Below are 22,634 nucleotides of genomic sequence, written 5' to 3' on the forward strand. Positions count from 1 at the left end.
TCTACAGGTCAGGTGTCACCCTGAGCGCTCGGCGTCGAGGAGCTGGATCAGTTGACGGTGGCTTCCTTCTCGATGGAGCCGCGACTGTTCAGATCTGCCAGCTGACCTTCGATGTAGTCCCTGAGCCGGGCTCGGTAGTCCCGCTCGAAGCTGGTCAGCTCGCCGACCTTGGACTCCAGGTCGGCCTTCTTGCGCTCCAGCGCGTTCAGCGTGCGGGTCGAGGTCAGCTCCGCCTCTTCGATCACGTTCTCGGCGCGGGTCTCGGCCTCGGTGACGATCTCGTTGCGGCGGCGCTCGGCCTCGGCCAGCAGCTGGGCGTGAGTGGCCTCTGCGGTGCTGACCAGCTCGTCGCGGCGGGTCTCACCCTCGGCGATGTAGGCATCCCGGGTGGTTTCGCCCTCGGCGATGTAGGCGCTGCGGGTCTGCTCACCTTCGGTGATGTATTCGGTGCGCCTGGCCTCGCCCTCGGCGATGTAGGCCGCGCGGGTCTGCTCCCCCTCGGAGACGTACTGGTCATGCAGCTGCTGCGCCATGGCGAGCACGCCGGTGGCGGAGGTGGCCTGGTCGCTCGCAGCGGGCTCCGCGGCCACGGGACGCTCCTGTGCGGGGCGGGTTCCGAGCGCGTACTCGGGGTGCGCGGTGACCGATGAGTCGGCGCTGAGCTCGTGCTCTTCGGTGCTGGGGTCCGCGGAGCCGGTCATCGTCGAGGTGGTGCCGGCGTAGCCCGAGAGGCCCGCATCCTTGAGCTCATCGGGCTCCAGGTTCGCCGGGTTCTCCTCGAGCTGTTCCTCAAGAGCCGCGACCTTGGCGGTGAGCTCCTCGTTCTCCTGGGCCAGGCGCCGCCATTCGACGACCACCTCGTCAAGGAAGTCATCGACCTCGTCCTTGTCGTAACCGGGACGGAACTTGGTCTCGGGGAATTCCTTGTTCAGGAGGTCATCGGGGGTCAGGGCCATGCGGTGTCACCTCATCGAGTGGCTGGGGAAGCTGTGAAGCTGGACTTTGGGTCATCCATCAGGATACCCATTGCGATTCGTTGCCTTCGACTACAACCTTCAAGTGCGGCTTTCACGCGTCGAGGTCCGTCCAACGGCGCAGTGCTGGACGCTCGCCCGCGAGGTACCTTCGGGTCAGGCGAATCCGCGCAGCACCATCTTCGCGATCACCACGACCAGGAACACCAGCAGGAATCCCATGTCCAGGGACACTCCGCCCAGGTTCAGCGGCGGCACCTTGCGCTGGATCCAGCGGATCGGCGGGTCGGTGATGGTGTAGACCCCGACGGCGATCATGAGCGCGAAGCCCTTGGGTCGCCAGCTGCGGGCATACTGCTGGGTGAGGTCGAAGACGATGCGGACCACCAGAGCGAACTGGTAGATGGTCAGCAGCAGGTACAGGGGCGCGGTTAAGAGATCCACAGCTCAGAAGCGTACTTGGTTCAGCTCTGGTTGAAGAACTGGGCCGAGGACGGGGTCTCTGCGGCGGCGCGCTCTTCAGCCAGCACCTCGATGTTCTTCGGGGTCAGCAGGAACACCTTGTTGGTGACACGCTCGATGGATCCGCCCATGCCGAAGACCAGCCCGGCGGAGAAGTCCACCAGTCGCTTGGCCTCGGCCTCTCCCATGTCGGTGACGTTCATGATCACCGGGATGTTGTCCCGGAAGGACTCGCCGATGACCTTCGCGTCGTTGTAGGAGCGCGGGTGAACGGTGGTGATTTTTCGCATCGGTGAACTTTCATCCCGGGATGAGGGGGCTCGCTTGATCGGGGTGACCGGAGCACGGTAGTCCGGGTCCACTGCCAAGTTGGAGCTGTTGTACTGGCCTGTGTGTGAGCTGTCGTCGGCGTGGTCGATGCCGAGGGAGACGACCTCGTTTCCGCGCGCGGAGGAGGTGGCGCTCGTCGGCGCCGGGGTCTCGCGGACCGAGGCCGCCATGGAGGAGCTGCGGCTCACCGAGCTGGGCTCGGAGGCCGAGCCCTGGGGGCTGCGGGTCGTGGAGGAGGGCTCCTTGGAGAAGCTGTCCTCGCTGTAGTCGTCTCCGTCGGCGAGGCCGAGGTAGATCATGGTCTTCTTGAAGGCACCGGCCATGAGGGTTCTCCTGAGGAAAGGTTGATTTGTCACTGCGCGGTCTCGAGACTATCGCTGAAGCGGACGCTCACCCAGGACATCTCGACCGACCCGCAGGTGTGTCGCACCGTGGGCCACCGCTTCCTCCAGGTCACCGCTCATTCCGGCGGAGATCATGTGCGCCTGAGGGTGGGCGTCCTGCAGTTCGGCGGAGAGCTGCGCAAGTCGGCCGAAGGCCGGTGCGGCCGGCTCATCCAGGGGCGCGACAGCCATGAGTCCGCCGAGCTCAAGCCCCGGTGCCTCAGCGATCCCGGCGGCCAGCGCGGGGATCGACGCGGGGTCCGCCCCTCCCCTGCCGTCGGCCGGCACGGGGTCACGCAGGTCCACCTGGATCAGGCAGGTCAGCGGCGGCGCATCCGCTGCAGGTGCGACCTTGACCAGCGCCTTCAGCAGGGACGACCGGTCCACCGAGTGCAGGTGATCGGCGTAGCCGAGGACCGAGCGGGCCTTGTTGGACTGCAGCTGGCCGATGAAATGCCAGTGCAGGGCGTCCGTGTCACCGCCGAGCAGCTGTGTGACCTCCGCGGCCTTGGCGGCGGCCTCCTGATCGCGGTTCTCGCCGACGTCGCGAACGCCCAGCCGGTACAGCCTGAGCACATCCGCGGCGGGGAAGAACTTGGTGACCACGATGAGCTTCGGCCGATCCTGGCGTCCGACGGCGGCCATCGCCCGGTCGATCCGGGCGTGGACCGCCGCGAGGTTCGCTGCGAGCTCCTCGCTCCGCGGGTCCTGGGCTGCGGGGTCGCGGGCTGCGGGGTCGGTGGCCGAATCCGTGGAAGCGGGGTCTGGGCCGGCGGGATCTGGGCCGGCGGGATCTGGTCTGGTCTGCACGAGGAGAGCCTATCGAGCCGGGAGCTCTGCCGGGGATCCTGACCGGGATGAGGATGCTGGCATCCAGATCACACCGGCGAACCGTCCGCGGTCAGGCTCTCGGCGATGGGAGAAGAGCGAGTCGTCCTCGAGGGTGCAGCCGGCGAGGTCCTCGACGGTGACTCCCTGCTGGGCGAGGACGGCCTGGGCCTCGGCGCGCAGGTTCAGCGCACTGGTGCCCCAGCTGGTGGTGGAGGCGATGGCGGGACGGTCACGGGAGACCTCGGCGACCATCGGTTCTGGAATCTCGTAGCAGGCGCCGCAGGCTCCCGGGCCGATCCACGCGGTGATCGCGACGGCGCCGCGCTCCCGCATGGCGGCCACGGTGTTCTCCAGGACCCCGGCCAGCAGGCCTGGACGCCCGGCGTGGGCCGCAGCTGTCACCGGAACCTGATGCTCGGGATCGCTGCCGGCGCGCTGCCCGTAGAGCAGCACCGGCAGGCAGTCGGCGACCATGATCGCCAGCGGCACCGAGCCGTCGGCGCAGACCCAGGCATCCCCGGTGGGCACCGGGGCGGAGCTGACGCCGTCCTGCGTGGAGGCCGCGGCCTCGGCGTCGAGCACGTCTGCGGAGTGGACCTGGTTCAGGAAGCGCAGGGACCCCGCTGGCACGCCCATCGCCGCCTCGAGACGGCGGCGATCCTCGGAGACCCGCTGCTGGGAACCTGCGTGACGCGCCAGATTCCCGGCATCCACCGAGGTGAAGCCCAGCTGCACGGAGTCACCGGCGTGGCCCCGCCACCAGAACGGCGACGGGGACACAGCGGACCTGGCCCCCTTGTTCGTGGGGGCCGAGGTCACTTCAGGAAGTCAGGCACATCGAGGTCGTCGTTGCGACCTCCGGTGTAGTCCGACTCGACGATGTCCGGGATGTCCTGCTGCTCCTCGTTCTCATGACGACGACGCGAGGGGTCGAACCGCTGCTGAGGTGCGGTGTCCTGGGAGCCGGCGTAGCGTGCAGCACCTGAGCCGCCCATCGGGATCGTGCCGGGCACGGTTCCGGGGACGGGCGGGGCGGTGCGCGCGGGCGGGGCTGCGGAGCCGACGCTGCGAGCAGGCGCCTGGTTCTGCAGCGGCTGCGCGGGACGGGAGGTGGCGTCGACCTGGTCGAAGCCGGCGGCGATGACCGTCACCCTAGCCTCGTCACCGAGGGCGTCGTCGATGACGGCGCCGAAGATGATGTTGGCCTCCGGGTGGGCGACCTCCTGGACCAGCCTGGCGGCCTCGTTGATCTCGAAGAGTCCGAGATCCGAGCCGCCCTGGATGGAGAGCAGGACACCGTGTGCGCCGTCGATGGAGGCTTCCAGAAGCGGCGAGGCGATGGCGAGCTCCGCGGCCTTCACCGCACGGTCCTCACCGTTGGCCGAGCCGATGCCCATCAGGGCGGAGCCGGCACCCTGCATGACCGACTTCACGTCGGCGAAGTCGAGGTTGATCAGGCCCGGTGTGGTGATCAGGTCGGTGATGCCCTGCACGCCGGAGAGCAGCACCTGGTCCGCGGAGCGGAAGGCGTCCAGGACCGAGACGTTCTTGTCCGAGATCGAGAGCAGCCGGTCGTTGGGGATCACGATGAGCGTGTCGACCTCGTCGCGGAGCTGTTCGATGCCCTCTTCGGCCGAGCCGGCGCGCCGGCGGCCCTCAAAGGTGAACGGGCGGGTGACCACGCCGATGGTCAGCGCGCCGAGCGAGCGGGCGATCCGGGCGACCACGGGGGCGCCGCCGGTTCCGGTGCCGCCGCCTTCGCCTGCGGTGACGAACACCATGTCGGCGCCGCGGATGACCTCTTCGATCTCCTCGGAGTGGTCCTCGGCGGCCTGGCGGCCGACCTCAGGGTTGGCACCGGCTCCCAGTCCACGGGTCAGCTCTCGGCCGACGTCGAGCTTCACGTCGGCGTCGCTCATCAGCAGCGCCTGCGCGTCAGTGTTGATGGCGATGAATTCCACGCCACGGAGACCGACGTCGATCATGCGGTTGACGGCGTTGACGCCGCCGCCACCGATGCCGACGACCTTGATCACGGCCAGGTAGTTGTTCGGTGATGCCACGTTGTGTGTCCCTTGCTCGTCTCTGGTCTCAAATGTACGGAGACCCCCGTCGCTGAGTGAGCCGCAGCGCGACTCCTCACTGTCTTCACCCGTCTCGGGCCACCTGATCGTGCCGATGTCATTCGCGGGTACATCGGTTCAATCATGGGCGGCAACCCGTGACGTCGCAGCGGCTCTTCAGCGGACGGGAGCCTCCGTACCTGAGACATTGTTCTGTTGCCTGCGAACCAACAGCAAGGTTCAAGCTTTACTTGAACCTTAGGGGATCCCAGGTAGGCAGTCCCTGTCTGATGTCCTTTTCGGTCATAAGCCTACGCGCCACACGCGCCTAGCGCGTCACCGGCGCGCTCGGAGTTGAGATGTCGAGCACCTCGACGCCCTCGAACTCGCCCGCCGAGGAGCCCAGGATCGCTTCAAGCACCGTGGCCTTCTCGTCCCCGCGCTGGTCGTCGCCCCAGACGACGGTCCGCCCGTCCTGCAGCTCAAGCTGCACCGAATCCCGAGACTCCGCGGTGGCGGACTCCAGCGACTCGCGGGCGCCCTCGGGCAGCTGGCCCAGCACCGAGACGATGGTCTGGAAGACCGCCTCGTTCTCCAGGGCGGCCTCCGCGGAGATCACCGGGGTGGCGTAGCCCTGCGCATCCTCGGCCTGGGACTCGTCGAAGGTCCTGATCAGCTCTCCCTCCTGGCTGTAGAAGAGGATCTCCTCCCCCACGTGGACCTCTGCCACCGGGGGATGTTCGATCACCACGATGTCCAGGCCCTCGGGGAGCCGGGCGGCGACGATCACCTCGTCGACCGCGCGCTCGTCCTGCAGCAGCCGCTCGACGTCGCGCTGACTGACCTGAGCCAGCGGCCTGCCGTGCAGCGGCGCCAGCAGCTCCTGGGCGCGCTGATCGGTGAGCAGGTCGTTGTCCTGAACCGCGATCGCGCGCACCACCAGCAGCGGGGAGAAGTAGAGGGTGGCCACCACGCCGAGCAGCACCGCGAGGCTGATCAGCAGGGCGAGGATCCGTCGGCGGCGGCGCCGCCTGCCGATGACGGCGGCAGGCTCGGGGAAGTCCAGCGGGGACGCGTCACCGAACTCATCGTCGTCCGTGTCGGAGAACTCATCGTGGTCCGCGTCGGAGGGCTTGTCGTGGTCCGGGGCGCGGCGAGGGAACCGCAGCCTCATCGGCGCTCCGTGAGCGCGCGGAGGACGTCTGCGCCCAATGCGGTGACGTCACCGGCGCCGAGGGTCATGATCAGGTCTCCTGGACGGGCGGCCGAGGCCACGGCGTCGACGGCTTCGGCGACGCTGCGCACCGGGTGCCCCAGCAGGGCGGCGGTGACGCCCTCGATGGGCTCCTCCCGGGCCGGGTAGATCTCCAGCACCGCCACGGTGTCCGCCGCGGTCAGCGCAGTCCCGAAGTCAGCGGCGAAGGCGGCGGTGCGGCTGAACAGGTGCGGCTGGAAGATCACATGGACCTGCCCGTCAGCAGCGGTCAGCGAGGCGCGCGCGGCCTGGAGCACGGCGGCGACCTCGGTGGGGTGATGGGCGTAGTCGTCGTAGACGCGCACCCCGGAGACCTCTCCGCGCAGCTCGAAGCGGCGCGAGGTGCCTTGGAAGTGCGAGACGGCCGCGACGCTGGTTCCCAGCGAGAGTCCGGCTCGGCGCCCCACCGCGATGGCGGCCAGGGCATTGAGCTGATTGTGCACTCCGGGCACCGCCAGGCGCAGCAGCGCCTCCTCGGCGCCCTCACGCACCACCCCGCCGTCGCGGGTGACGCTGCTCAGCCGAAGGTCGGCGTCCTCGCGGGTGCCGTAGCTGGTGATGCTCACGCCGCGGGCGGCCAGCGGCTGCTCCACCTTCGCCAGCAGTTCGCGGGCACCGGAGTCGTCGGCGCAGATGATCAGCGCCCCGCCGTCGGTGATCCGCTCGGTGAAGTCCACGAAGACCTGCTCCACCGCCTCCGCGGTGCCGTAGTGATCGAGGTGGTCGGCTTCGACATTGGTGACCACACCGACCTCTGGGGCGTAGTTCAGCAGCGAGCCGTCGGACTCGTCGGCTTCGGCGATGAACCACTCCCCGGTGCCCGCCGCGGCGTTGACGCCGAGTCCGGCGACGTTGGCGCCGACGGCGAAGGTCGGGGAGAGTCCGGCCTGCTCCAGCAGCACGGTGGCCATCGAGGAGGTGGTGGTCTTGCCGTGGGTGCCCGCGACGGCGACGGCGCGGCGGGTCCGCATCAGCGCCGCCAGACCCTGCGAGCGGTGCAGCACCGGCAGGCCGCGGCGCACGGCCTCGTCGTATTCGGGATTGCCGGCAGCGGCGATCGAGGAGGCGATCACCGCGGTGATGGGGTGGCCCAGCTGTTCCTCGGCGGCGGCCAGGTTCTCGGCGCGGTAGCCCACCTGCACGGCGGCGCCGCCGCGACGGAACTCCTCGAGCACGGGGAGCTCCTTGGCGTCGGTGCCGGAGATCGGCACGCCGTCGGCGGCCATCAGGCGTGCGACGGCGGAGACGCCCACTCCGCCGAGCCCCAGGAAGTGGACGTGCCCGAGTCCGGCGGCGGGAGGTTCAGCGGAGCTGGGCCGGGCGGTGGGCTCCGCGGCGTGAGCAGGATTCATGGGAGGCAGGGTCACTTCGCGGTCTCGGACTTGCTCATCGGGTGGCCGGCGGCGGCGAGGGTGGCGCGGGCCATCCGGTCGTCGGCATCGGTGATCCCGCGCGAGGCCGACTGCTGCTCCATGGTGGCCAGCAGCTGCGGGTCCTCGAGCAGCGGAACGATGTTGCGCCGGATCCAGGACTTGTTGAAATGTTCGTCCTTGACCAGCAGGGCGCCGCCTGCGGCGACAAGTTCGCGGGCGTTGAGCTCCTGCTCGCCGTTGCCCACCGGCAGCGGCACGAAGATCGCGGGAAGCCCCACGGCGGCGACCTCGCTCACCGTGGCGGCGCCGGCGCGGGCGATGATGAGGTCCGCGGCGGCGTAGGCGAGCTCCATGCCGTCGAGGTATTCCCGCTGGTGGTAGCCGGGGGCTTGGATCAGCGCACCGTGCTCACCGGTGAGCGCCTTGTCCCGGCCGGTCAGGTGCAGCACCTGGGCCCCGGTGGCGAGCAGATCGGTCAGCGCCGCCTTGATCGAGTTGTTCAGCGACAGCGCCCCGGAGGAGCCGCCGGTGATCACCAGGGTGACCTTCTCCGGGTCCAGGCCCAGGGCCTTGCGGGCCTGTTCCCGCTGCTGGGCGCGGTCGAGCTGGGAGATCTCTCGGGCCATCGGCATGCCCACCCATTCGGAGCCCTTCAGCGGGGTGCCTTCGAAGGCGACGCCGGTGAAGGCGGCGAACCGGTGGCCCAGCTTGTTCGCCAGACCGGGGCGAGCGTTGGCCTCGTGGATGACCACGGGGATGCCCAGCCGGCGGGCCGCGACGAACACCGGGGTGCACACGTACCCGCCGACGCCCATGACCACGTCGGCCTGCTCGGCGCGGAGGATCCCGGCGGCGTCGCGCACGGCCTGCCCGAAGCGGGAGGGGAAGCGCAGCATGTCACGGGAGGGCCGCCGGGGCATGGCGACCTTGTCGATGGTCTCCAGTCGGTAGCCGGCCTCGGGGACCAGCCGGGTCTCGAGTCCGGCGGCGGTGCCGATGACGGTCTGGCGGACCTCGGGGGCGAGGCGATCGAGGGCCCGGGCGACTGCCAGCATCGGGCTGACGTGCCCGGCGGTTCCCCCGCCTGCGAGAACTATGGAGAGCTCATTCATGGATTTTCCTTCGGCAGCCATCAGACGGACATGGGGTTTCGGTGGGAGGTTTTGGTGGCCTTCGACGGGGAGCTGCTCCGGCGAGGCCGGGGTCGGCCGTCCAGGCGCTGCCTGCGGGCGAAGTTCAGCACCACCCCGACGGCGATCAGGGTCACGGTCAGCGCCGAGCCGCCGTAGGAGATGAACGGCAGCGGCACGCCCACCACCGGGAGCAGCCCGGTGACCATGCCGATGTTGATGAAGGCCTGACCGTTGATCCAGGCGATGACCCCGAGGCAGACCAGTCGGGTGAACTGGTCGTTCGTGTTGTAGGCCACGCGGAACATCCCCACGGCGAGCACCGCGAAGAGGCCCAGCACCGTGAGGGTGCCGAGCAGTCCCAGCTCCTCTCCGATGATGGTGAAGATGAAGTCGTTGTGGACCTCGGGGATGTAGTCCCATTTCTGCCGCGACTGGCCCAGGCCGACGCCCCAGAAGCCGCCCGAGGCCAGCGCGTAGTAGCCCTGCTGCATCTGGTGACAGGGATCGGTGGGGTGGTCGCAGTTGACCCCGAGCCACGCCCAGACCCGCATCATGCGGTAGGGCGTCACCAGCATCAGCAGCGCCACCATCACCGCGGCGAGGCTGGCCGCGATCACGAAGTACCGCATGGCGACCCCGGCGGCGAAGAGCAGCGTCCCGACGATCAGGATGATGATCAGGCTGGTGCCCAGGTCGCCGCCGGCGAGCACCAGGACCAGGACCGAGAGGGCACCGGGAGCCACGAAGGGAGTGACCCAGTGCGCGAACTGGGAGAGCAGCCGGCCCTTCTTGGCCAGCACCGCGGCGCCCCACATCACCAGGCCCAGCTTGGCGACCTCGGAGGGCTGTCCCTGGACCGGTCCGATCCGGAGCCAGTTCGTCGAGCCGCCGCCGGTATGGCCCAGCGGGGTGAACGCGACCAGGGCGAGCAGGACGGCGGAGAGCAGCATCAGGAACCAGCCGATGGCGCGCAGCCAGCGGGTGGGCAGGACCATCATGACCAGCATGCCGACGAGCCCGATGGCCGCCCAGGTGGCCTGGCGGGTCGCTGTGGTGAAGGCTCCCCCGGTCGGATCCACCGAGGTCGAGGACAGCACGAAGGTCAGCCCGATGATCGAGAGGGCGAGGGTGGAGCCGAGGATCAGCCAGAACGTGGTGTAGGGGTTCCCGATCTCCAGGAAGCTCCAGAAGCGCTGGACCCGGTTCTGCCGGGAGTCCGCCCGCTCCGCCTTCCAGCGCCGACCTGCGGCGCCGTCGGAGGTGTCGGCGTCCCGGGTGTCCGCGGCGGGGCCCTTGGCAGTGGAGGTCTTCGCGGTGGAGGTCTTGGCGGCGGAGGTCTTGGCGGCGGGGCCCTTGGCAGTGGAGGTCTTGGCCGCAGTCGATCGATGCACGCGCCGCTCAGCCGTCGGTTCGACAGGCCCTTCGCCCGGGTCGGTCTGGTCGTCCACGGCGCGAAGCTGGGACCTGCGCTGTTCGGGGGAGGCTGGGACTCGAGGTCTCCGCTTGTCCATCCAGTCCTCCTCCTGGTGAAGTCCCCTGCGGGGCTCCACGTCTGCGATCAATCGGTCATGAGCTCTGCCACTGCTTCGATGAATGCTTCCCCGCGGGCTGCGTAGGAGGCGAACTGGTCCATCGAGGCAGCCGCCGGGGCCATCAGCACCGTGTGGTGCGGCGCAAGCGCCTTGGCGGCTTCGGCGACGGCGGTCCGCATCGCGCGCACCCCGTCCTCACCCGCCAGCGACGCGTCCAACTCGCTGCGCCTCTCATCCTCCCGCAGGCGTCCACCGATCACCGGGACTCCCGGCGCGTGTCGCTCGAGGCTGGACCTCAGCTGGGAGGAGTCGGTGCCGATCAGGATCACCTGCCGCAGCCGTGGGGCGATCTCCCGGACGAGTTCGTCGTAGACCACCCCTTTGGGCAGTCCCCCAGCGATCCAGATGACATCGGTGAAGCTGCGCAGCGAGGCCGCGGCGGCATGTGGGTTGGTGGCCTTGGAGTCGTTGATCCAGAGCACGTCGTCGGCCTTCGCCACCGGCTGGATGCGGTGATCACCGGCCTCGTAGGCCTGCACGGCCGCTCGGATCGCGTCCGGTGCGGCGCCGGCGGCGCGCGCCAGGGCGGCGGCGGCAAGGGCATTGGCGATGAGGTGCTGCGGGGCGAGCGGGCCGAAGTCGGCAAGTTCCGCCAGTTCCAGCGCCTGGTGCGCGCGATCGGCCAGGAACGCTCGGTCCACCAGCAGGTCATCGACCACGCCGAGCATCGAGGGTCCGGGGGCTCCGGTGGTGAAGCCGATGGCTCGGCATCCCTCCTGGACGTCGGCCTCGGCGACCATGTCCTCGGTGACCCGCTGGTCTGCGTTGTAGACGCAGGCCAGCTCGGTGTTCTCGTAGATCTTGGCCTTCGCCGCGCGGTAGTCCTCGAAGCTGCCGTGCCAGTCGACATGGTCCTCGGCGATGTTGAGCACCGCTGAGGCCAGCGGGGAGAGCAGCTCGGTGTATTCGAGCTGGAAGCTGGAGAGCTCCACGGCCAGGGCGTCATAGCCTTCCGGATCGCGGATCGCGTCGAGCACCGGCACCCCGATGTTGCCGCAGGCGATGGCGCGCTGACCGTCGTGGATCAGCATCGACTCCAGCAGCGTGACGGTGGTGGTCTTGCCGTTGGTGCCGGTGACCACGAGCCAGCTGGGCTTCGTGGCGCCCGGGCGGGGTCCGAGCCGCCAGGCCAGCTCCACCTCGGAGAGGACCGGGATCCCGGCGGTGCGCGCCGCACTGATCAGCGCAGAGTCGGGCCGCCAGCCCGGAGAGGTGACCACGAGCTCGACGGGCTCACCGTCGAGCAGCGGCAGCTCGGAGAGGTGCTCCTTGCCGAGCAGGATCTGACTCACGCCGACCAGCCGCAGCGTCTCGGCGTCGCGGCGCGTCTTGGGTGCATCGGTTCCATCGACGACGACGACGCGCGCGCCCAGCTCGGCCAAGGTGTCGGCGGCGGCGAATCCCGAGACGCCGAGCCCGGTGACCATCGCGCGCAGTCCCTTCCAGGGGCCGTCCCAGCCGCGAAGCTCGGGGCGGATCTGCGGCTGCCGGGAATTCTGGTGCTGCGCGTGCTGTGGGTCCTGAGAGTCGGACACGCTCACTGACGGATCACCCATTCGCCGTAGAAGACGGCCAGACCGATGCCCACGGCGAGGGCGCCGATGATCCAGAACCTGACCACCACGGTGACCTCTGCCCAGCCTTTGAGCTCGAAATGGTGCTGCAGCGGGGCCATCAGGAACACCCGCTTGCCGCCGGAGAACTTGAAGTAGCCGACCTGGATGATCACCGAGAGGGTGATCAGCACGAAGAGCCCGCCCAGGATCACGAAGAGCAGCTGGGTATGGGTCAGGATCGCGAAGCCGGCCAGAGCGCCGCCGAGGGCGAGGGAGCCGGTGTCGCCCATGAAGATCTTCGCCGGTGAGGTGTTCCACCAGAGGAAGCCGATCAGCGCGCCGGTGATGATCGCGGCGATCATGGCCATGTCCATCGGGTCGCGCACCTGGTAGCAGACGCTCTCCACGGCGCTGCGGCTGCCGCAGGCCTGGTTGAACTGCCAGATCGAGATGATCGTGTAGGCGGCCGTCACCATTGCCGTGGCCGCCGTGGCGAGCCCGTCGAGGCCGTCGGTGAGGTTCACGCCATTGGTGGTCGCGGTGACGATCAGGTTCGCCCAGATCACGAAGAGGATCATGCCGATGATCGGGCCGGCGAAGGCCAGGTCGAGCACCGTCTCGCGGACGAAGGAGATGTTCGTCGAGGCAGGGGTCAGCCCGTCGGCGTCGGGGAAGTTCAGCGCCAGCACGGCGAAGAGCACACCGACGGCGACCAGCCCGGCGATCTTGCGCCAGGGCGTCAGTCCCAGCGACTGCTTCCTGCTGATCTTCGCGAAGTCATCGGCGAAGCCGACGAGGCCCATGCCGACCATCAGCATCAGCAGCAGCAGCCCGGAGGCTGTCGGTCCGGCGGTGTCGCCGGTGATGCTCAGCAGCAGGTGGGTCAGCAGGTACGCGGCGACCACGGCCATCATGATGACCGCTCCGCCCATCGTGGGCGTGCCGCGCTTCACATGGTGGGTGGTGGGGCCGTCGTCACGGATGAACTGGCCGTATCCTCGCTTCACCAGGAAGCGGATGAACAACGGCGTCCCGACGAGGGTGAGTCCCAGGCCGAAGACGGCACCGATGACTACAGCGATCACAGGGCCCCTTCCTTTGCGGCGATCTTGTCACCCAGGAGTCTAAGCCCTGCGCTGTTGGAGGATTTGAACAGCACGATGTCACCGGGAGCGAGCTCCTGGTCCAGGTAGGCCTCGGCCTCCTCGACCGTGGCGACCCAGTGCACCTCAGAGCCCCAGCTTCCCTCCGCGATGGCGCCGCGGTAGAGCGGGTAGGCCAGATCGCCCACCACCAGGGTCTTGTCGATGTTCAGCCGCACCACGGTCTCCCCCAGCTGGGTGTGCTTGGGGATGGAGACGTCGCCGAGCTCGAGCATCGCGCCGAGCACGGCCACCGAGCGGCGTGCCGGGCGGCCCTGACCGGGTCTGGTGAGCATCGCCAGGGTGCGCAGCGCCTCCCGCATGGATTCGGGGTTGGCGTTGTAGGCGTCGTTGATCAGGGTGACCCCGTCGGCGCGCTCGGTGCGTTCCATCCGCCAGCGGCTCGCCGGGCCGAGCCCGTTCAGCCGCTCGGCGATGGCGTGAGGGGCGACGCCTGCGCGCAGCGCGCAGGCCGCCGCGGCAAGGAGGTTGGAGACGTGGTGGGCGCCGGTGAGGCCGGAGACCAGCGGGAACTCTTCGCCGGACTCGGTGAAGCGCAGCTGGAACCTCGGGTGCCCGGCCTCGTCGAGGCTGAGGTCCACAGCGCGCACCTGGTCCGGGGTCCCGGCGGCGTGGTCACCGCCGGCGGCCTGACCGGCGTCCGGACCCGTCTCCTGGCCGGTGTCTTCGCTGAACCAGGTGATCGGAGCCTTCGCGGCCTTCGCCATGGGGGCGACCTGGGCGTCGTCGCGGTTGAGCACGACGGCGCCGGTGGCGCTGATCTCCTCGACGAGCTCCGCCTTGACGGCGGCGATCTTGTCCGCGCCGCCGAACTTGCCGGCATGGGCGGATCCGACCATGAGCACCGCCCCGATGTCGGGGCGGACCATCTCCGCGAGCTCGCGGATGTTGCCGGGGGCGTCTGCGCCCATCTCCACGACCACGTACCGGGTGTCCAGCTCAGCGGTGAAGATGGTCAGCGGGACTCCGACCTCGCCGTTGTAGGAGCCCTGGGGCGCCACGGTGGGGCCCTCGGGCTCGAGGATCGACTTCAGCAGGTCCTTGGTGGTGGTCTTGCCGGCGGACCCGGTGATGCCGATGACGGTGGTGGCCGAATGGGCGCGCACCCGGTCGAGGATCGCCGCGGCGATCTGTCCCATGGCGGTGACCACGTCGGTCACGATCACGCTGGGATGCGGGGCTCCGTGTGGGGTCTGGGTCTCGCGCTCGGCCAGCACGAGGGTGGCGCCGGCGGCGAGGGCGACGTCGATGAAGCGGTGACCGTCGGTGGTCTCCCCGGGCTTGGCGATGAACAGCGAGTCCGCGACCATGCTGCGCGAGTCGGTGTCCGCGTGGCGCACGCGGACCGCGGCGGGGTCAGGGACGCCGCGCAGGGTCCCTGCGGTGATCTCGGCGATCTCTTCGGCTGAGAGTTCGATCATGCCTTGTCGCCTCCTTCTGCTGTGGAAAGGCTGTGGGTCTTGTCGGTGTTCGGAGCGGACTCGGTCTGCGGAGCATCGTCGGCGGTGGGGAATCCGCGCAGGCGCAGCGCCCGGGCCAGCTCCACCCGGTCGTCGATCGGGTGCTTCGTCCCGGCGAAGTCCTGGTGGACCTCATGTCCGCGTCCCGCGAGGATGATGGTGTCCTCGGGCTCGGCCACCGCCACGGCGCGGGTGATCGCGTCGAGTCGCGGCGAGATCTCCTCCAACGTGGTGTCCAGATCCTCTTCGGCCAGGGCCTCACGGGCGCCCTCCAGGAGCCCGGCGCGGATCTGCGCGGGGTCCTCGCCGTGCGGATCGTCGTCGCTGATGATCACGTGATCGGCCATGCGCACCGCGATGGCGCCCATCAGCGGGCGCTTGGCGCTGTCACGCTCCCCCGCGGCGCCGACGACCAGGATGGTCTTCCCGCGCGAGGTGCTCGCGGCGGCCTCGAGGGTACGGATCATGGCATCGGGGTTGTGCGCGAAGTCGACGATCGCGGCGGGCTCGGTGCCGATCACCTGCATCCTGCCTGGGACGCTGATCGTGAAGGGGTCGGCCTGCTCGAGCGCGGTGACGATCTCGTCGCGACTGACTCCGAGCGCGGTGGACTCATCGGCGGTGAGCACCATCACGGCGGCCAGCGCCGCATTGGCGACGTTGAACCGGCCGGGCAGCCCGGTGCGGGAGCGGATGCTCTCCCCGGTGTGGCGGTTGCGCAGCGTGAAGGCGCTGCCGAGCAGATGCGGGGTCACCTCGGTGACGCTCCAGTCCGCGGTCGGGTCCGGCACCTCTGCGGTGGCAAGCGTCACGACGTGGCCGGTTGCGGTCTCAGCCATCCGCCAGCCCCAGGGATCATCCACGATGACCACGCTGCTGCGGGTCCGGCGACGGGCGAACAGGGCCGACTTGGCCGCGAAGTACTCCTCCATCGACCCGTGCAGGTCCAGGTGGTCCTGGGTGAGGTTGGTGAAGCCCGCCACGGCGTAGAAGAGCCCGGAGGTGCGCTGATAGGAGATGGCGTGGGAGGAGACCTCCATCGCGGCGGCGGCGACGTCGGCCTCGCGGAAGAGCGCCATCAGGCTGTGCAGCTGCACGGCCTCCGGCGTCGTCATCTTCGAGGGGATGGTCGCCGCACCGGAGGCGATCTCGATGGTGCCGATCAGGCCGGTGGCGCGCTCGTGCGGGCGCAGCAGCGTGTCCAGCAGGGAGCGCAGGAAGTAGGTGGTGGTGGTCTTGCCATTGGTGCCGGTGACCCCGAAGAGCGCCGGCCCGGAGGTGGCGGTGTTGCCGTAGATCAGCGCGGCCGACGGGCCCGCCGCCTCGCGCACGCGGCGCACCTCGATGACCGGGATGCGGTAGCCCACGCGTTCGCGGACCTTCTCGGCGCCGGCGACGTCGGTGAGGATCGCTGCCGCCCCGCCGTCCAGAGCGGTCATCACGAAGTCAGCACCATGAGCGCGGGAGCCGGAGACCGCGACGAAGAGGTCCCCGGGGCCTACGGCCTTGGGGTCCATGGCGGCACCGGTGAGCCGGATCTCGCCTGCGGCACGACCCACGGGGGTGACCAGCGGGTCATAGCCGGTGCTGGCGAGCTCGGCGAAGAGCTCTTCCACACTGGTGCCGAGCACGCCGTCTGGACGGAAGACTCGGTCCTGCTGCGCGACACTCAGCCCTGCCTCTACCGCGCTCACCAGGGCTGATCCTGATTCTCGCCTTCGAAGCCGTCGTAGGCCTCGCTCTCCGCCCCGCTGGGCGCCTCGTCATAACTGCTAAGCACGTAGGCCATGATCTCACGGAACGTGTCGGTGACCTCCCAGTCACGCCAGTAGCCCTGCGGGCGGTGCACGGTGACGGAGACCAGATACTGCGGGTCATCCAGCGGCGCCATTCCGATGAAGGACTGGGTGTGGCCGTCGAATCCTCCGCCAGCACCGGCTGCCTCCGCGATCCCGGACTTGCCGCCCACGCGGTATCCGGAGACGGCGGCCTGGCCGCCGGTTCCGTAGTCCACCACGCCTTCGAACATCCGGAGCATCTCCGCGGAGGTCTCCTCGGAGAAGATCCGCTCACCCGGCTGGGTCTGAACCGGGTGCTCGGTGCCGTCGGCGTCGACGTAGGCGTCGATCAGGCGCAGCGGGACGTCGACTCCGCCGTTGGTCATGGTCTGGAAAGCCTGCACATTGTGCAGCACCGAGGTCGTGTAGCCCTGCCCGAACTGGGTGGTCAGGTGCTGGCGGGCGTCCCATTCCTCGGGGGGCCGCAGCACCGAGTTCGCTTCGGTCCCGAGCCCGATGTCGAGCGGTTCGCCGAGGCCGACCCGGCGCATGTAGTCGTACCGGGTCTCTTCGGGGATCTCTCCGCCGATCATCACGGTGCCGGTGTTGTAGGAGCGGGCGAAGATGCCTGCGGCCGTCATGTCCAGGGTCGGGTGGCGGGTGGCGTCGCTGATGGTCTGGCCGTCCACCTCGTAGCGGTTGTCCACGGTGAATCCGTCGGTGGGGTTCAGCGTCCCCTCCTCGAGCGCCATGGCGAAGGTGATGGCCTTGCCGGTGGAGCCTGGTTCGAAGTCCTGGGTCAGCGCGAGCGGTCGGCGGAAGAGCTCGTCGGTCTCTCCCGGTTCGGCCGGATCGACCGTCTCGGAGTCGGCCATGGCCAGGATCTCTCCAGTGGTGAGGTCCACGACGGTGGCATTGCCCCAGGCTGCGTTGTACTGGTTCGACTTCTTCGCGATCGCCTCCTGGGCGAACCACTGCAGGTCCTGATCGATGGTCAGACGGACGTCCTGGCCGTCCTCGGCCGGGAGCTCCTCATAGGTGGCCACCGGAATCCGCACGCCGTCGCCGCCGACCTCATAGATCCGTTCCCCGTCGACGCCGCTGAGCGCCTCGTCCTGGGCGGCTTCGATTCCTTCGAGGGGGCCGTCAGCGCCCATGAATCCGATGATCGAACCTGCCACGGCGCCGGACGGGTAGCTGCGCTGGGACACCGGCTCGGCGTAGAGGCCGGGGAGCCCGATGTCCACGGCCTGCTCGCTCTGCTCAGGCGTCAGTGATCGAGCCACCACCGAATAGCGGCTCTCGCCCACGATGAGGTCTGTGAGCTCCTCGGTGCTGCGATCCAGCACCTCGCCGAGCTCGGCGATCCCGGCCTGCACCGAGATCTCCTCGCGCAGCCCGGTGGCCTCGTCGCTGCGCTCGAAGTCTTCCACCACCGCCTGGTCGACGACCAGGTCATAGCGGTTCACCGAGGCGGCGAGCACTCGACCTTCGGTGTCGAGGATGTCCCCGCGGTGTGCGGGCAGCGGGACGCTGCGCAGCCGTTCGGAGACCGCCGCCTGGGCGTTTCCTGCAGGGTCCAGGCCCTGCACGTGGAAGAGGCGTCCTCCGAGCAGGAGCAGCATCACCAGGATCAGGGTGAGTCCGATGCGCATCCGGAACGAAAGGACCCGTTCTGCGCGTTTCTTCTGAGCGGCTGCCATGGCGTCAGCGTTCTCCCAACAAGTCGATCAGTCGAATGAGGGCGCCGGTATGGTCCCGCCGTTGAGTTCAGCAGGGCTGAACTGGTCTTGCGTCCCTGCAGATGCCTCCTGGCCATTCTGCCCGCTGGGAGCCTCGATGAGCGTGTTCAACGCGCCCCCGCCGAGAATCCCTGACGGCGCGCCGGTCACGGCATCCGAGACGTTCAGCGCAGCGGCGGAGTCGCCTCCGGGAACTGCGGGCGAGGCCACGAAGCTGGAGGGACGGTCGCCGCTGTCCGCGGGCGCCGCGGTGCCGGTGACCTCACCGTTGCCGAGGTCCAGGGCCGCGGCCTCGGCAGGCATGACCATGCCCAGTCCGACGGCGGCGCTGGAGAGCGCCTGCGGCGATTCCAGGTGCTGGACCTCTTCGGTCAGCGCCTGGTTCGCCTGGACCAGCGAGAGGTGCTGGTTCTGCAGGTCCACGACGGTGTACTGCGCGTTGGCCACGTGGATGTTCACCGCGAGCACGATCGTCAGCGCGAGCCCGAGCAGTGCGATGATCCCGCCGATGAGTCCCTTCTGCCGCCCCCGGAGCTTGGGCAGGGCGCGGAGCATCGGACTGGGGCGTGCTGGGGAGCCTGCGTCGTCGGTGCGTCCGGGGAAGGAGAGGCTGCGCGCCAGTGACCCGCGGCTGGCCGGGGCGAGGGAATGTGCTTCTGCGCTCATGCGGCGGTTCTCCTGGAGTCGGTCAGCTTCTCCACTGCACGCAGCTTCGCTGACGCTGCGCGGGGGTTCTCGGCGATCTCGGCCTCGTCGGGCAGCTCTGCCCCGCGGGTGAGGGATCTGAATGTCGGCTTGTGCTCTTCGAGCTCCACGGGCAGCCCCGTCGGCGCCGAGGACTTGGTGCGTCGAGCGAAGGCCTGCTTCACGATGCGGTCCTCCAACGAGTGATAGCTCATCGCCACGATCCGACCGCCCGGCGCCACGGCGTCCAGGGCGTTCGGGATGGTGCGCTGCAGGACCTCGAGCTCCTCGTTGACCGCGATGCGCAGGGCCTGGAAGGTGCGTTTGGCGGGGTGTCCCCCGGTGCGCTTGGAAGCCGCGGGGACCGCGCGGTCCACCACGGCGGCGAGGTCCGCGGTCGTGGTGAAGGGGCGGCTCTCTCGCCGGGAGACGATGGCCGAGGCGATGCGTCCGGCGAAGCGCTCTTCGCCGTATTCGCGCAGGATCCGCCTCAGCTCGGGCACCTCGATCCGCGCCAGCAGCTCGGCGACCGACTCGTCGGGGGAATCCTCCGAGGCATCCATGCGCATGTCCAGCGGGGCATCGTAGGAGTAGGCGAAGCCGCGGGAGGCCTCGTCCAGCTGCAGCGAGGAGACCCCGAGGTCGAGAAGCACCCCGGCGACTCGCTGATCGGAGTCCAGCTCCTCTGCGGCGACCTCGTCCACGCGGTCGTAGACCGTGTGGATGCCGCGAAAGCGGTCGCCGTAGGCGGAGAGGCGCTGCGCCGCGAGGGCATGCGCCTGGGGATCCCGGTCCAGGCCGAGCACGAGCACCTCGGAGTCGGCCGCAAGCATGGCTTCGGCGTGGCCGCCCATGCCCAGGGTGGCGTCGATGACCACGGGACGGTGGCCGGCGGCCCGGATGTTCTCCACTCCGAGGGCCAACAGTCTGATGCAGCGATCTCGCATCACCGGCACGTGCCGGTCTGCTGTCTCTCGTTGCGCCATACTGCCTCCGTCATGGGAAAGGATCCTTGGACCAGCTCCTCCTCCGCTCCGGCCTGCTGCCTGACATCGGGGAAGATAAGTCAGGAGTGCGGCCGGGCGGCGGAAGAACTCACCCAAGGATCCCCTTGAAGTGTTCGAACCGTCTTCACTTGTCGTACTTTGTTCGGTCGGCGTGTCACGTCGAGCGCCTTCGGTGCTCAGAAGAGACCGGGAATGGCGTCCCCATCGGTGGATGAGAACTCCGACTCCTTCGCCTCCAGGTACTCGTTCCAGGCTGCGGTGTCCCAGATCTCGGCGCGGTCTCCCGCTCCGATGACCGTGACATCGCGGTCCAGTCCGGCGTACTCCCTCAGCGCGGCGGGAACCGTGATCCTGCCCTGCTTGTCCGGAATCTCGTCAGAGGCTCCGGAGAGGAATACGCGGATGTAGTCGCGTGCTTGGCGTGAGGTCAGAGGAGCCTGCCGCATCTGCTGATGGACGTTCTTGAACTCTTCCGTGCTGAACACATAGATGCAGCGTTCCTGCCCGCGGGTGAGGACCAGGCCGTTGGCCAGTTCTTCGCGATACTTCGCGGGAAGGATCAGGCGAGCCTTCTCATCCATGCGAGGCGTGTATGTGCCCAGGAACAAAGGACACTCACCACCTCACTTGTTGAGGAGAATCATTCCTTCTCCCTCTACCGAGCTCCACTTTACCCCACTTCCCCCCACTTGCAACCAAAATCTGCCGTCGCACGGCCGACACTTCCCCCACGTCGGCGATTTCAAGCCTCTGACCTGGAGTGATACCACTCAGGTGCAGGTGGAGGGCGGTGGAGGGCTTCTCCCGGACAGGCCCGCTCCGGGTGCGCCGGGTGAGGTGTCGCGCCGTGCGGAGCGACCCGGAGCAGCGTCGCGAGAGCCTGGATGATCCGCCTCTGACCAGGCGAGACGGGCGCAGCTGCGGGAACTGAGGACCGTTGTGGCGGGATGTGGGGTGCTGTGGGGTGGGAAGTGGGGGTGTTGTGTGGTGGGAAGTGGAGGTACCCGATGGTGGGAAGTGGAGGCGCTGCGATCAGGCACGAAAAAGGCCCCTCCGGAGAGGGGCCTTTCGAAGTCAGGTGATGCCTGGAGGAGTCAGTCCTGCCGGCGTCGTTCTTCCCAGCGCTGTTCGAGTCCGGTCATGAAGTTTCCGGACGGACTCGGGGCCGAGCTGCGGGGTCCGCCGCCGCCGCCTCCACCGCCGTTGCCGCCGCCGTTGCCGCGGGAGTTTCCGGAGGTTCCTCCGGTGGTGGCGTAGTAGACGCCTGCACCCATGATCAGGAAGCCGATCACACCGACAGGGATCCACTGGTTGTAGATGCTGACCAGCAGGACGACGATGCCGAGGACTGCGACCAGAGCGCCGAGCACAATGTTGCGCACGTTGAGCTTTCCCGTCGGGGAGTCCTGCATGGAGCTTGCGAAGCTCGGATCCTCCGACTGCAGCTGTTCTTCGAGCTGCTTGAGCATGCGCTGTTCACGCTCCGACAGTGGCATCGTGAAGCTCCTCGCGGTCGTCGTATGGCGTGGTGGACGATCTGGATACGCCTAGGTGTATAGTCTAGCGGTTTCGTCACCGCAGACCTAGCCCGCAGTCCGCCCTGCGGCGATCTCTGGGCTGGTGCCCAGGAACCCTCCAGTCATGGATCCTCGCGGCGAGCGCGCAGCAGCGAGGCAGGAGCAGTCTGGACCTGTGGGAATTTCTTCGCGATCGCGTCGAGCGCACTCTCGGCGTCGAGCCAGTTCGTCTCCGTGCGATCGAAGCTCAGCTGCAGCGAGCCTCCCTCATCCACCAGCCGTTCCGCCCGGACTCCGACCAGGCGCACCGGCTGCGGCCGCTCCCCCAGCCGTTCCAGCATCCCCAGCACGCGGGCGTAGATGGCCAGTGCGGAATGGGTGGGATGGGAGAGGGTGGACGAACGGGTCAGCGTCTCGAAGTCGCTGTAGCGCAGCTTCAGGCTGATCCCCTCGGCGGAGACCCCCGACTCGCGCAGCCGCGCGGCGACCCGGTGACTGAGTCGCAGCAGCTCTGCGCGCAGCGCCGCTTCATCCTCGACATCGACCGCAAAGGTCTCTTCGGCCCCGATGGACTTCTCGATCCGGTGCGGCTGGACCTCGCGGGCGTCCTCTCCCCAGGCCAGCCGGTGCAATGCCGTGCCGGTGACCCCGAAGCGGCGGCGCAGCGCCGGTTCCGGGGTCTCTGCGAGCTGGAGCACCGTGGTGATCCCGAAGGCCTTCAGGGACTCTGCGGTCTTTCCCCCGACGCCCCACATCGCGGTCACCGGCAGGGAATGCAGGAACTCCAGGCGGCGGTGCGGCGGGACCAGCATCAGCCCGTCCGGCTTTGCCCGGGTGGAGGCGATCTTGGCGATGAACTTGCGGTCGGCGATCCCCACGGTGGCGGGGAGGTTGAACTCCTCACGGATCTCACGGCGGATCTTCTGCCCGATCTGCTCGGGTCCGCCCAACCGCCGTCGAGCCCCGGTGAGATCGAGGAAGGCCTCGTCCACGCTGAGCTGCTCCACGGCGTCGGTGACGGTGTCGAAATAGCTCATGATCCGCCGCGAGAGCTCTCGGTAGACGTCCATGTGGGGCGAGATCACGACGGCATCGGGACTGGCCCGGCGCGCCCGGGCCAGCGGCATCGCCGAGCGCACCCCGTCCGCGCGGGCCTCATAGGAGGCCGAGAGCACCACGGAGCGACCCGAGTCCTGCGCGACGATGATCTTGCGCCCGCGCAGCTCGGGGCGGGTGAGCAGCTCGACCTCCACGTAGTAGGCATCCATATCCACATGCGCGAGGACGCGTGAATCAGCCGGTGGGGACGGTGCCATACCGATAGGCTATCC

General features: G+C 68.8%; 20 protein-coding genes. All 20 read right to left on the reverse strand.

All coding sequences use genetic code 11. From position 1 onward, the window contains the following. Nucleotides 1-47: 47 nt before the first annotated feature. The 20 genes from LTI14_RS00465 to dinB all read right to left on the reverse strand — a co-directional run bounded on the left by LTI14_RS00465 (nucleotide 48) and on the right by dinB (nucleotide 22,619). Entirely contained in the window at nucleotides 48-956 is a 909-nt protein-coding gene (locus LTI14_RS00465; RefSeq protein ID WP_241464335.1) for a DivIVA domain-containing protein, read from the reverse strand. Between the two features lie 174 nt (nucleotides 957-1,130). Further along, nucleotides 1,131-1,418, reverse strand: a complete 288-nt coding sequence (locus tag LTI14_RS00470; RefSeq protein ID WP_241464334.1) for a YggT family protein — start codon at nucleotides 1,416-1,418, stop codon at nucleotides 1,131-1,133. 20 nt (nucleotides 1,419-1,438) lie between these two features. Then, a complete protein-coding gene (locus LTI14_RS00475; RefSeq protein ID WP_241464333.1) occupies nucleotides 1,439-2,089 on the reverse strand; it encodes a cell division protein SepF in 651 nt (216 codons plus the stop codon). A gap of 48 nt (nucleotides 2,090-2,137) precedes the next feature. Further along, a complete protein-coding gene (locus LTI14_RS00480; RefSeq protein WP_241475205.1) occupies nucleotides 2,138-2,959 on the reverse strand; it encodes a YggS family pyridoxal phosphate-dependent enzyme in 822 nt (273 codons plus the stop codon). Between the two features lie 9 nt (nucleotides 2,960-2,968). Further along, complete coding sequence (locus LTI14_RS00485) at nucleotides 2,969-3,799, reverse strand: polyphenol oxidase family protein (protein WP_241475206.1); 831 nt, start codon at nucleotides 3,797-3,799, stop codon at nucleotides 2,969-2,971. Beyond that, a complete protein-coding gene (gene ftsZ / locus LTI14_RS00490) occupies nucleotides 3,796-5,043 on the reverse strand; it encodes a cell division protein FtsZ (RefSeq protein WP_241464330.1) in 1,248 nt (415 codons plus the stop codon). Before ftsZ ends, LTI14_RS00485 begins: the two co-directional genes overlap by 4 nt. A 328-nt stretch (nucleotides 5,044-5,371) precedes the next feature. Next, on the reverse strand, nucleotides 5,372-6,217 hold the full coding sequence (locus LTI14_RS00495; protein WP_241464329.1) for a cell division protein FtsQ/DivIB: 846 nt from the start codon (nucleotides 6,215-6,217) through the stop codon (nucleotides 5,372-5,374). Next, a complete protein-coding gene (murC, locus tag LTI14_RS00500) occupies nucleotides 6,214-7,650 on the reverse strand; it encodes a UDP-N-acetylmuramate--L-alanine ligase (protein ID WP_241469961.1) in 1,437 nt (478 codons plus the stop codon). Before murC ends, LTI14_RS00495 begins: the two co-directional genes overlap by 4 nt. 11 nt (nucleotides 7,651-7,661) lie before the next feature. Continuing rightward, nucleotides 7,662-8,783 carry an undecaprenyldiphospho-muramoylpentapeptide beta-N-acetylglucosaminyltransferase gene (murG, locus tag LTI14_RS00505; RefSeq protein WP_241475214.1) on the reverse strand — a complete coding sequence of 374 codons (1,122 nt, stop codon included), beginning with the start codon at nucleotides 8,781-8,783 and terminating at the stop codon, nucleotides 7,662-7,664. A 20-nt stretch (nucleotides 8,784-8,803) separates the two neighbouring features. Beyond that, on the reverse strand, nucleotides 8,804-10,315 hold the full coding sequence (ftsW, locus tag LTI14_RS00510; protein WP_241475223.1) for a putative lipid II flippase FtsW: 1,512 nt from the start codon (nucleotides 10,313-10,315) through the stop codon (nucleotides 8,804-8,806). A gap of 47 nt (nucleotides 10,316-10,362) precedes the next feature. Continuing rightward, nucleotides 10,363-11,952: a UDP-N-acetylmuramoyl-L-alanine--D-glutamate ligase gene (murD, locus tag LTI14_RS00515; protein WP_446740362.1), complete on the reverse strand. Its 1,590-nt coding sequence runs from the start codon at nucleotides 11,950-11,952 to the stop codon at nucleotides 10,363-10,365. After that, nucleotides 11,934-13,037 carry a phospho-N-acetylmuramoyl-pentapeptide-transferase gene (gene mraY, locus LTI14_RS00520; protein ID WP_241469964.1) on the reverse strand — a complete coding sequence of 368 codons (1,104 nt, stop codon included), beginning with the start codon at nucleotides 13,035-13,037 and terminating at the stop codon, nucleotides 11,934-11,936. The genes murD and mraY overlap by 19 nt, the downstream gene beginning before the upstream one ends. Beyond that, complete coding sequence (locus LTI14_RS00525; protein ID WP_241464324.1) at nucleotides 13,034-14,536, reverse strand: UDP-N-acetylmuramoyl-tripeptide--D-alanyl-D-alanine ligase; 1,503 nt, start codon at nucleotides 14,534-14,536, stop codon at nucleotides 13,034-13,036. The genes mraY and LTI14_RS00525 overlap by 4 nt, the downstream gene beginning before the upstream one ends. Then, nucleotides 14,533-16,269, reverse strand: coding sequence for a Mur ligase family protein (locus tag LTI14_RS00530; RefSeq protein WP_241475225.1), 1,737 nt, complete (start codon nucleotides 16,267-16,269; stop codon nucleotides 14,533-14,535). Before LTI14_RS00530 ends, LTI14_RS00525 begins: the two co-directional genes overlap by 4 nt. After that, nucleotides 16,266-18,056 (reverse strand): peptidoglycan D,D-transpeptidase FtsI family protein, encoded by a 1,791-nt coding sequence (locus tag LTI14_RS00535; RefSeq protein ID WP_241464322.1) that lies wholly within the window; start codon nucleotides 18,054-18,056, stop codon nucleotides 16,266-16,268. The genes LTI14_RS00530 and LTI14_RS00535 overlap by 4 nt, the downstream gene beginning before the upstream one ends. A 27-nt stretch (nucleotides 18,057-18,083) precedes the next feature. Next, nucleotides 18,084-18,761 carry a hypothetical protein gene (locus tag LTI14_RS00540; RefSeq protein ID WP_241464321.1) on the reverse strand — a complete coding sequence of 226 codons (678 nt, stop codon included), beginning with the start codon at nucleotides 18,759-18,761 and terminating at the stop codon, nucleotides 18,084-18,086. Beyond that, on the reverse strand, nucleotides 18,758-19,765 hold the full coding sequence (rsmH, locus tag LTI14_RS00545; protein ID WP_241464320.1) for a 16S rRNA (cytosine(1402)-N(4))-methyltransferase RsmH: 1,008 nt from the start codon (nucleotides 19,763-19,765) through the stop codon (nucleotides 18,758-18,760). The genes LTI14_RS00540 and rsmH overlap by 4 nt, the downstream gene beginning before the upstream one ends. 197 nt (nucleotides 19,766-19,962) lie before the next feature. After that, a complete protein-coding gene (mraZ, locus tag LTI14_RS00550; protein WP_241464319.1) occupies nucleotides 19,963-20,394 on the reverse strand; it encodes a division/cell wall cluster transcriptional repressor MraZ in 432 nt (143 codons plus the stop codon). A gap of 486 nt (nucleotides 20,395-20,880) precedes the next feature. Next, a complete protein-coding gene (locus LTI14_RS00555) occupies nucleotides 20,881-21,282 on the reverse strand; it encodes a DUF3040 domain-containing protein (protein ID WP_241475227.1) in 402 nt (133 codons plus the stop codon). A gap of 143 nt (nucleotides 21,283-21,425) precedes the next feature. Beyond that, a complete protein-coding gene (gene dinB, locus LTI14_RS00560; RefSeq protein WP_241464317.1) occupies nucleotides 21,426-22,619 on the reverse strand; it encodes a DNA polymerase IV in 1,194 nt (397 codons plus the stop codon). Between the last annotated feature and the right edge of the window lie 15 nt (nucleotides 22,620-22,634).

It is taken from the genome of Nesterenkonia sp. YGD6, from assembly GCF_022565895.1.
GTDB lineage: Bacteria > Actinomycetota > Actinomycetes > Actinomycetales > Micrococcaceae > Nesterenkonia.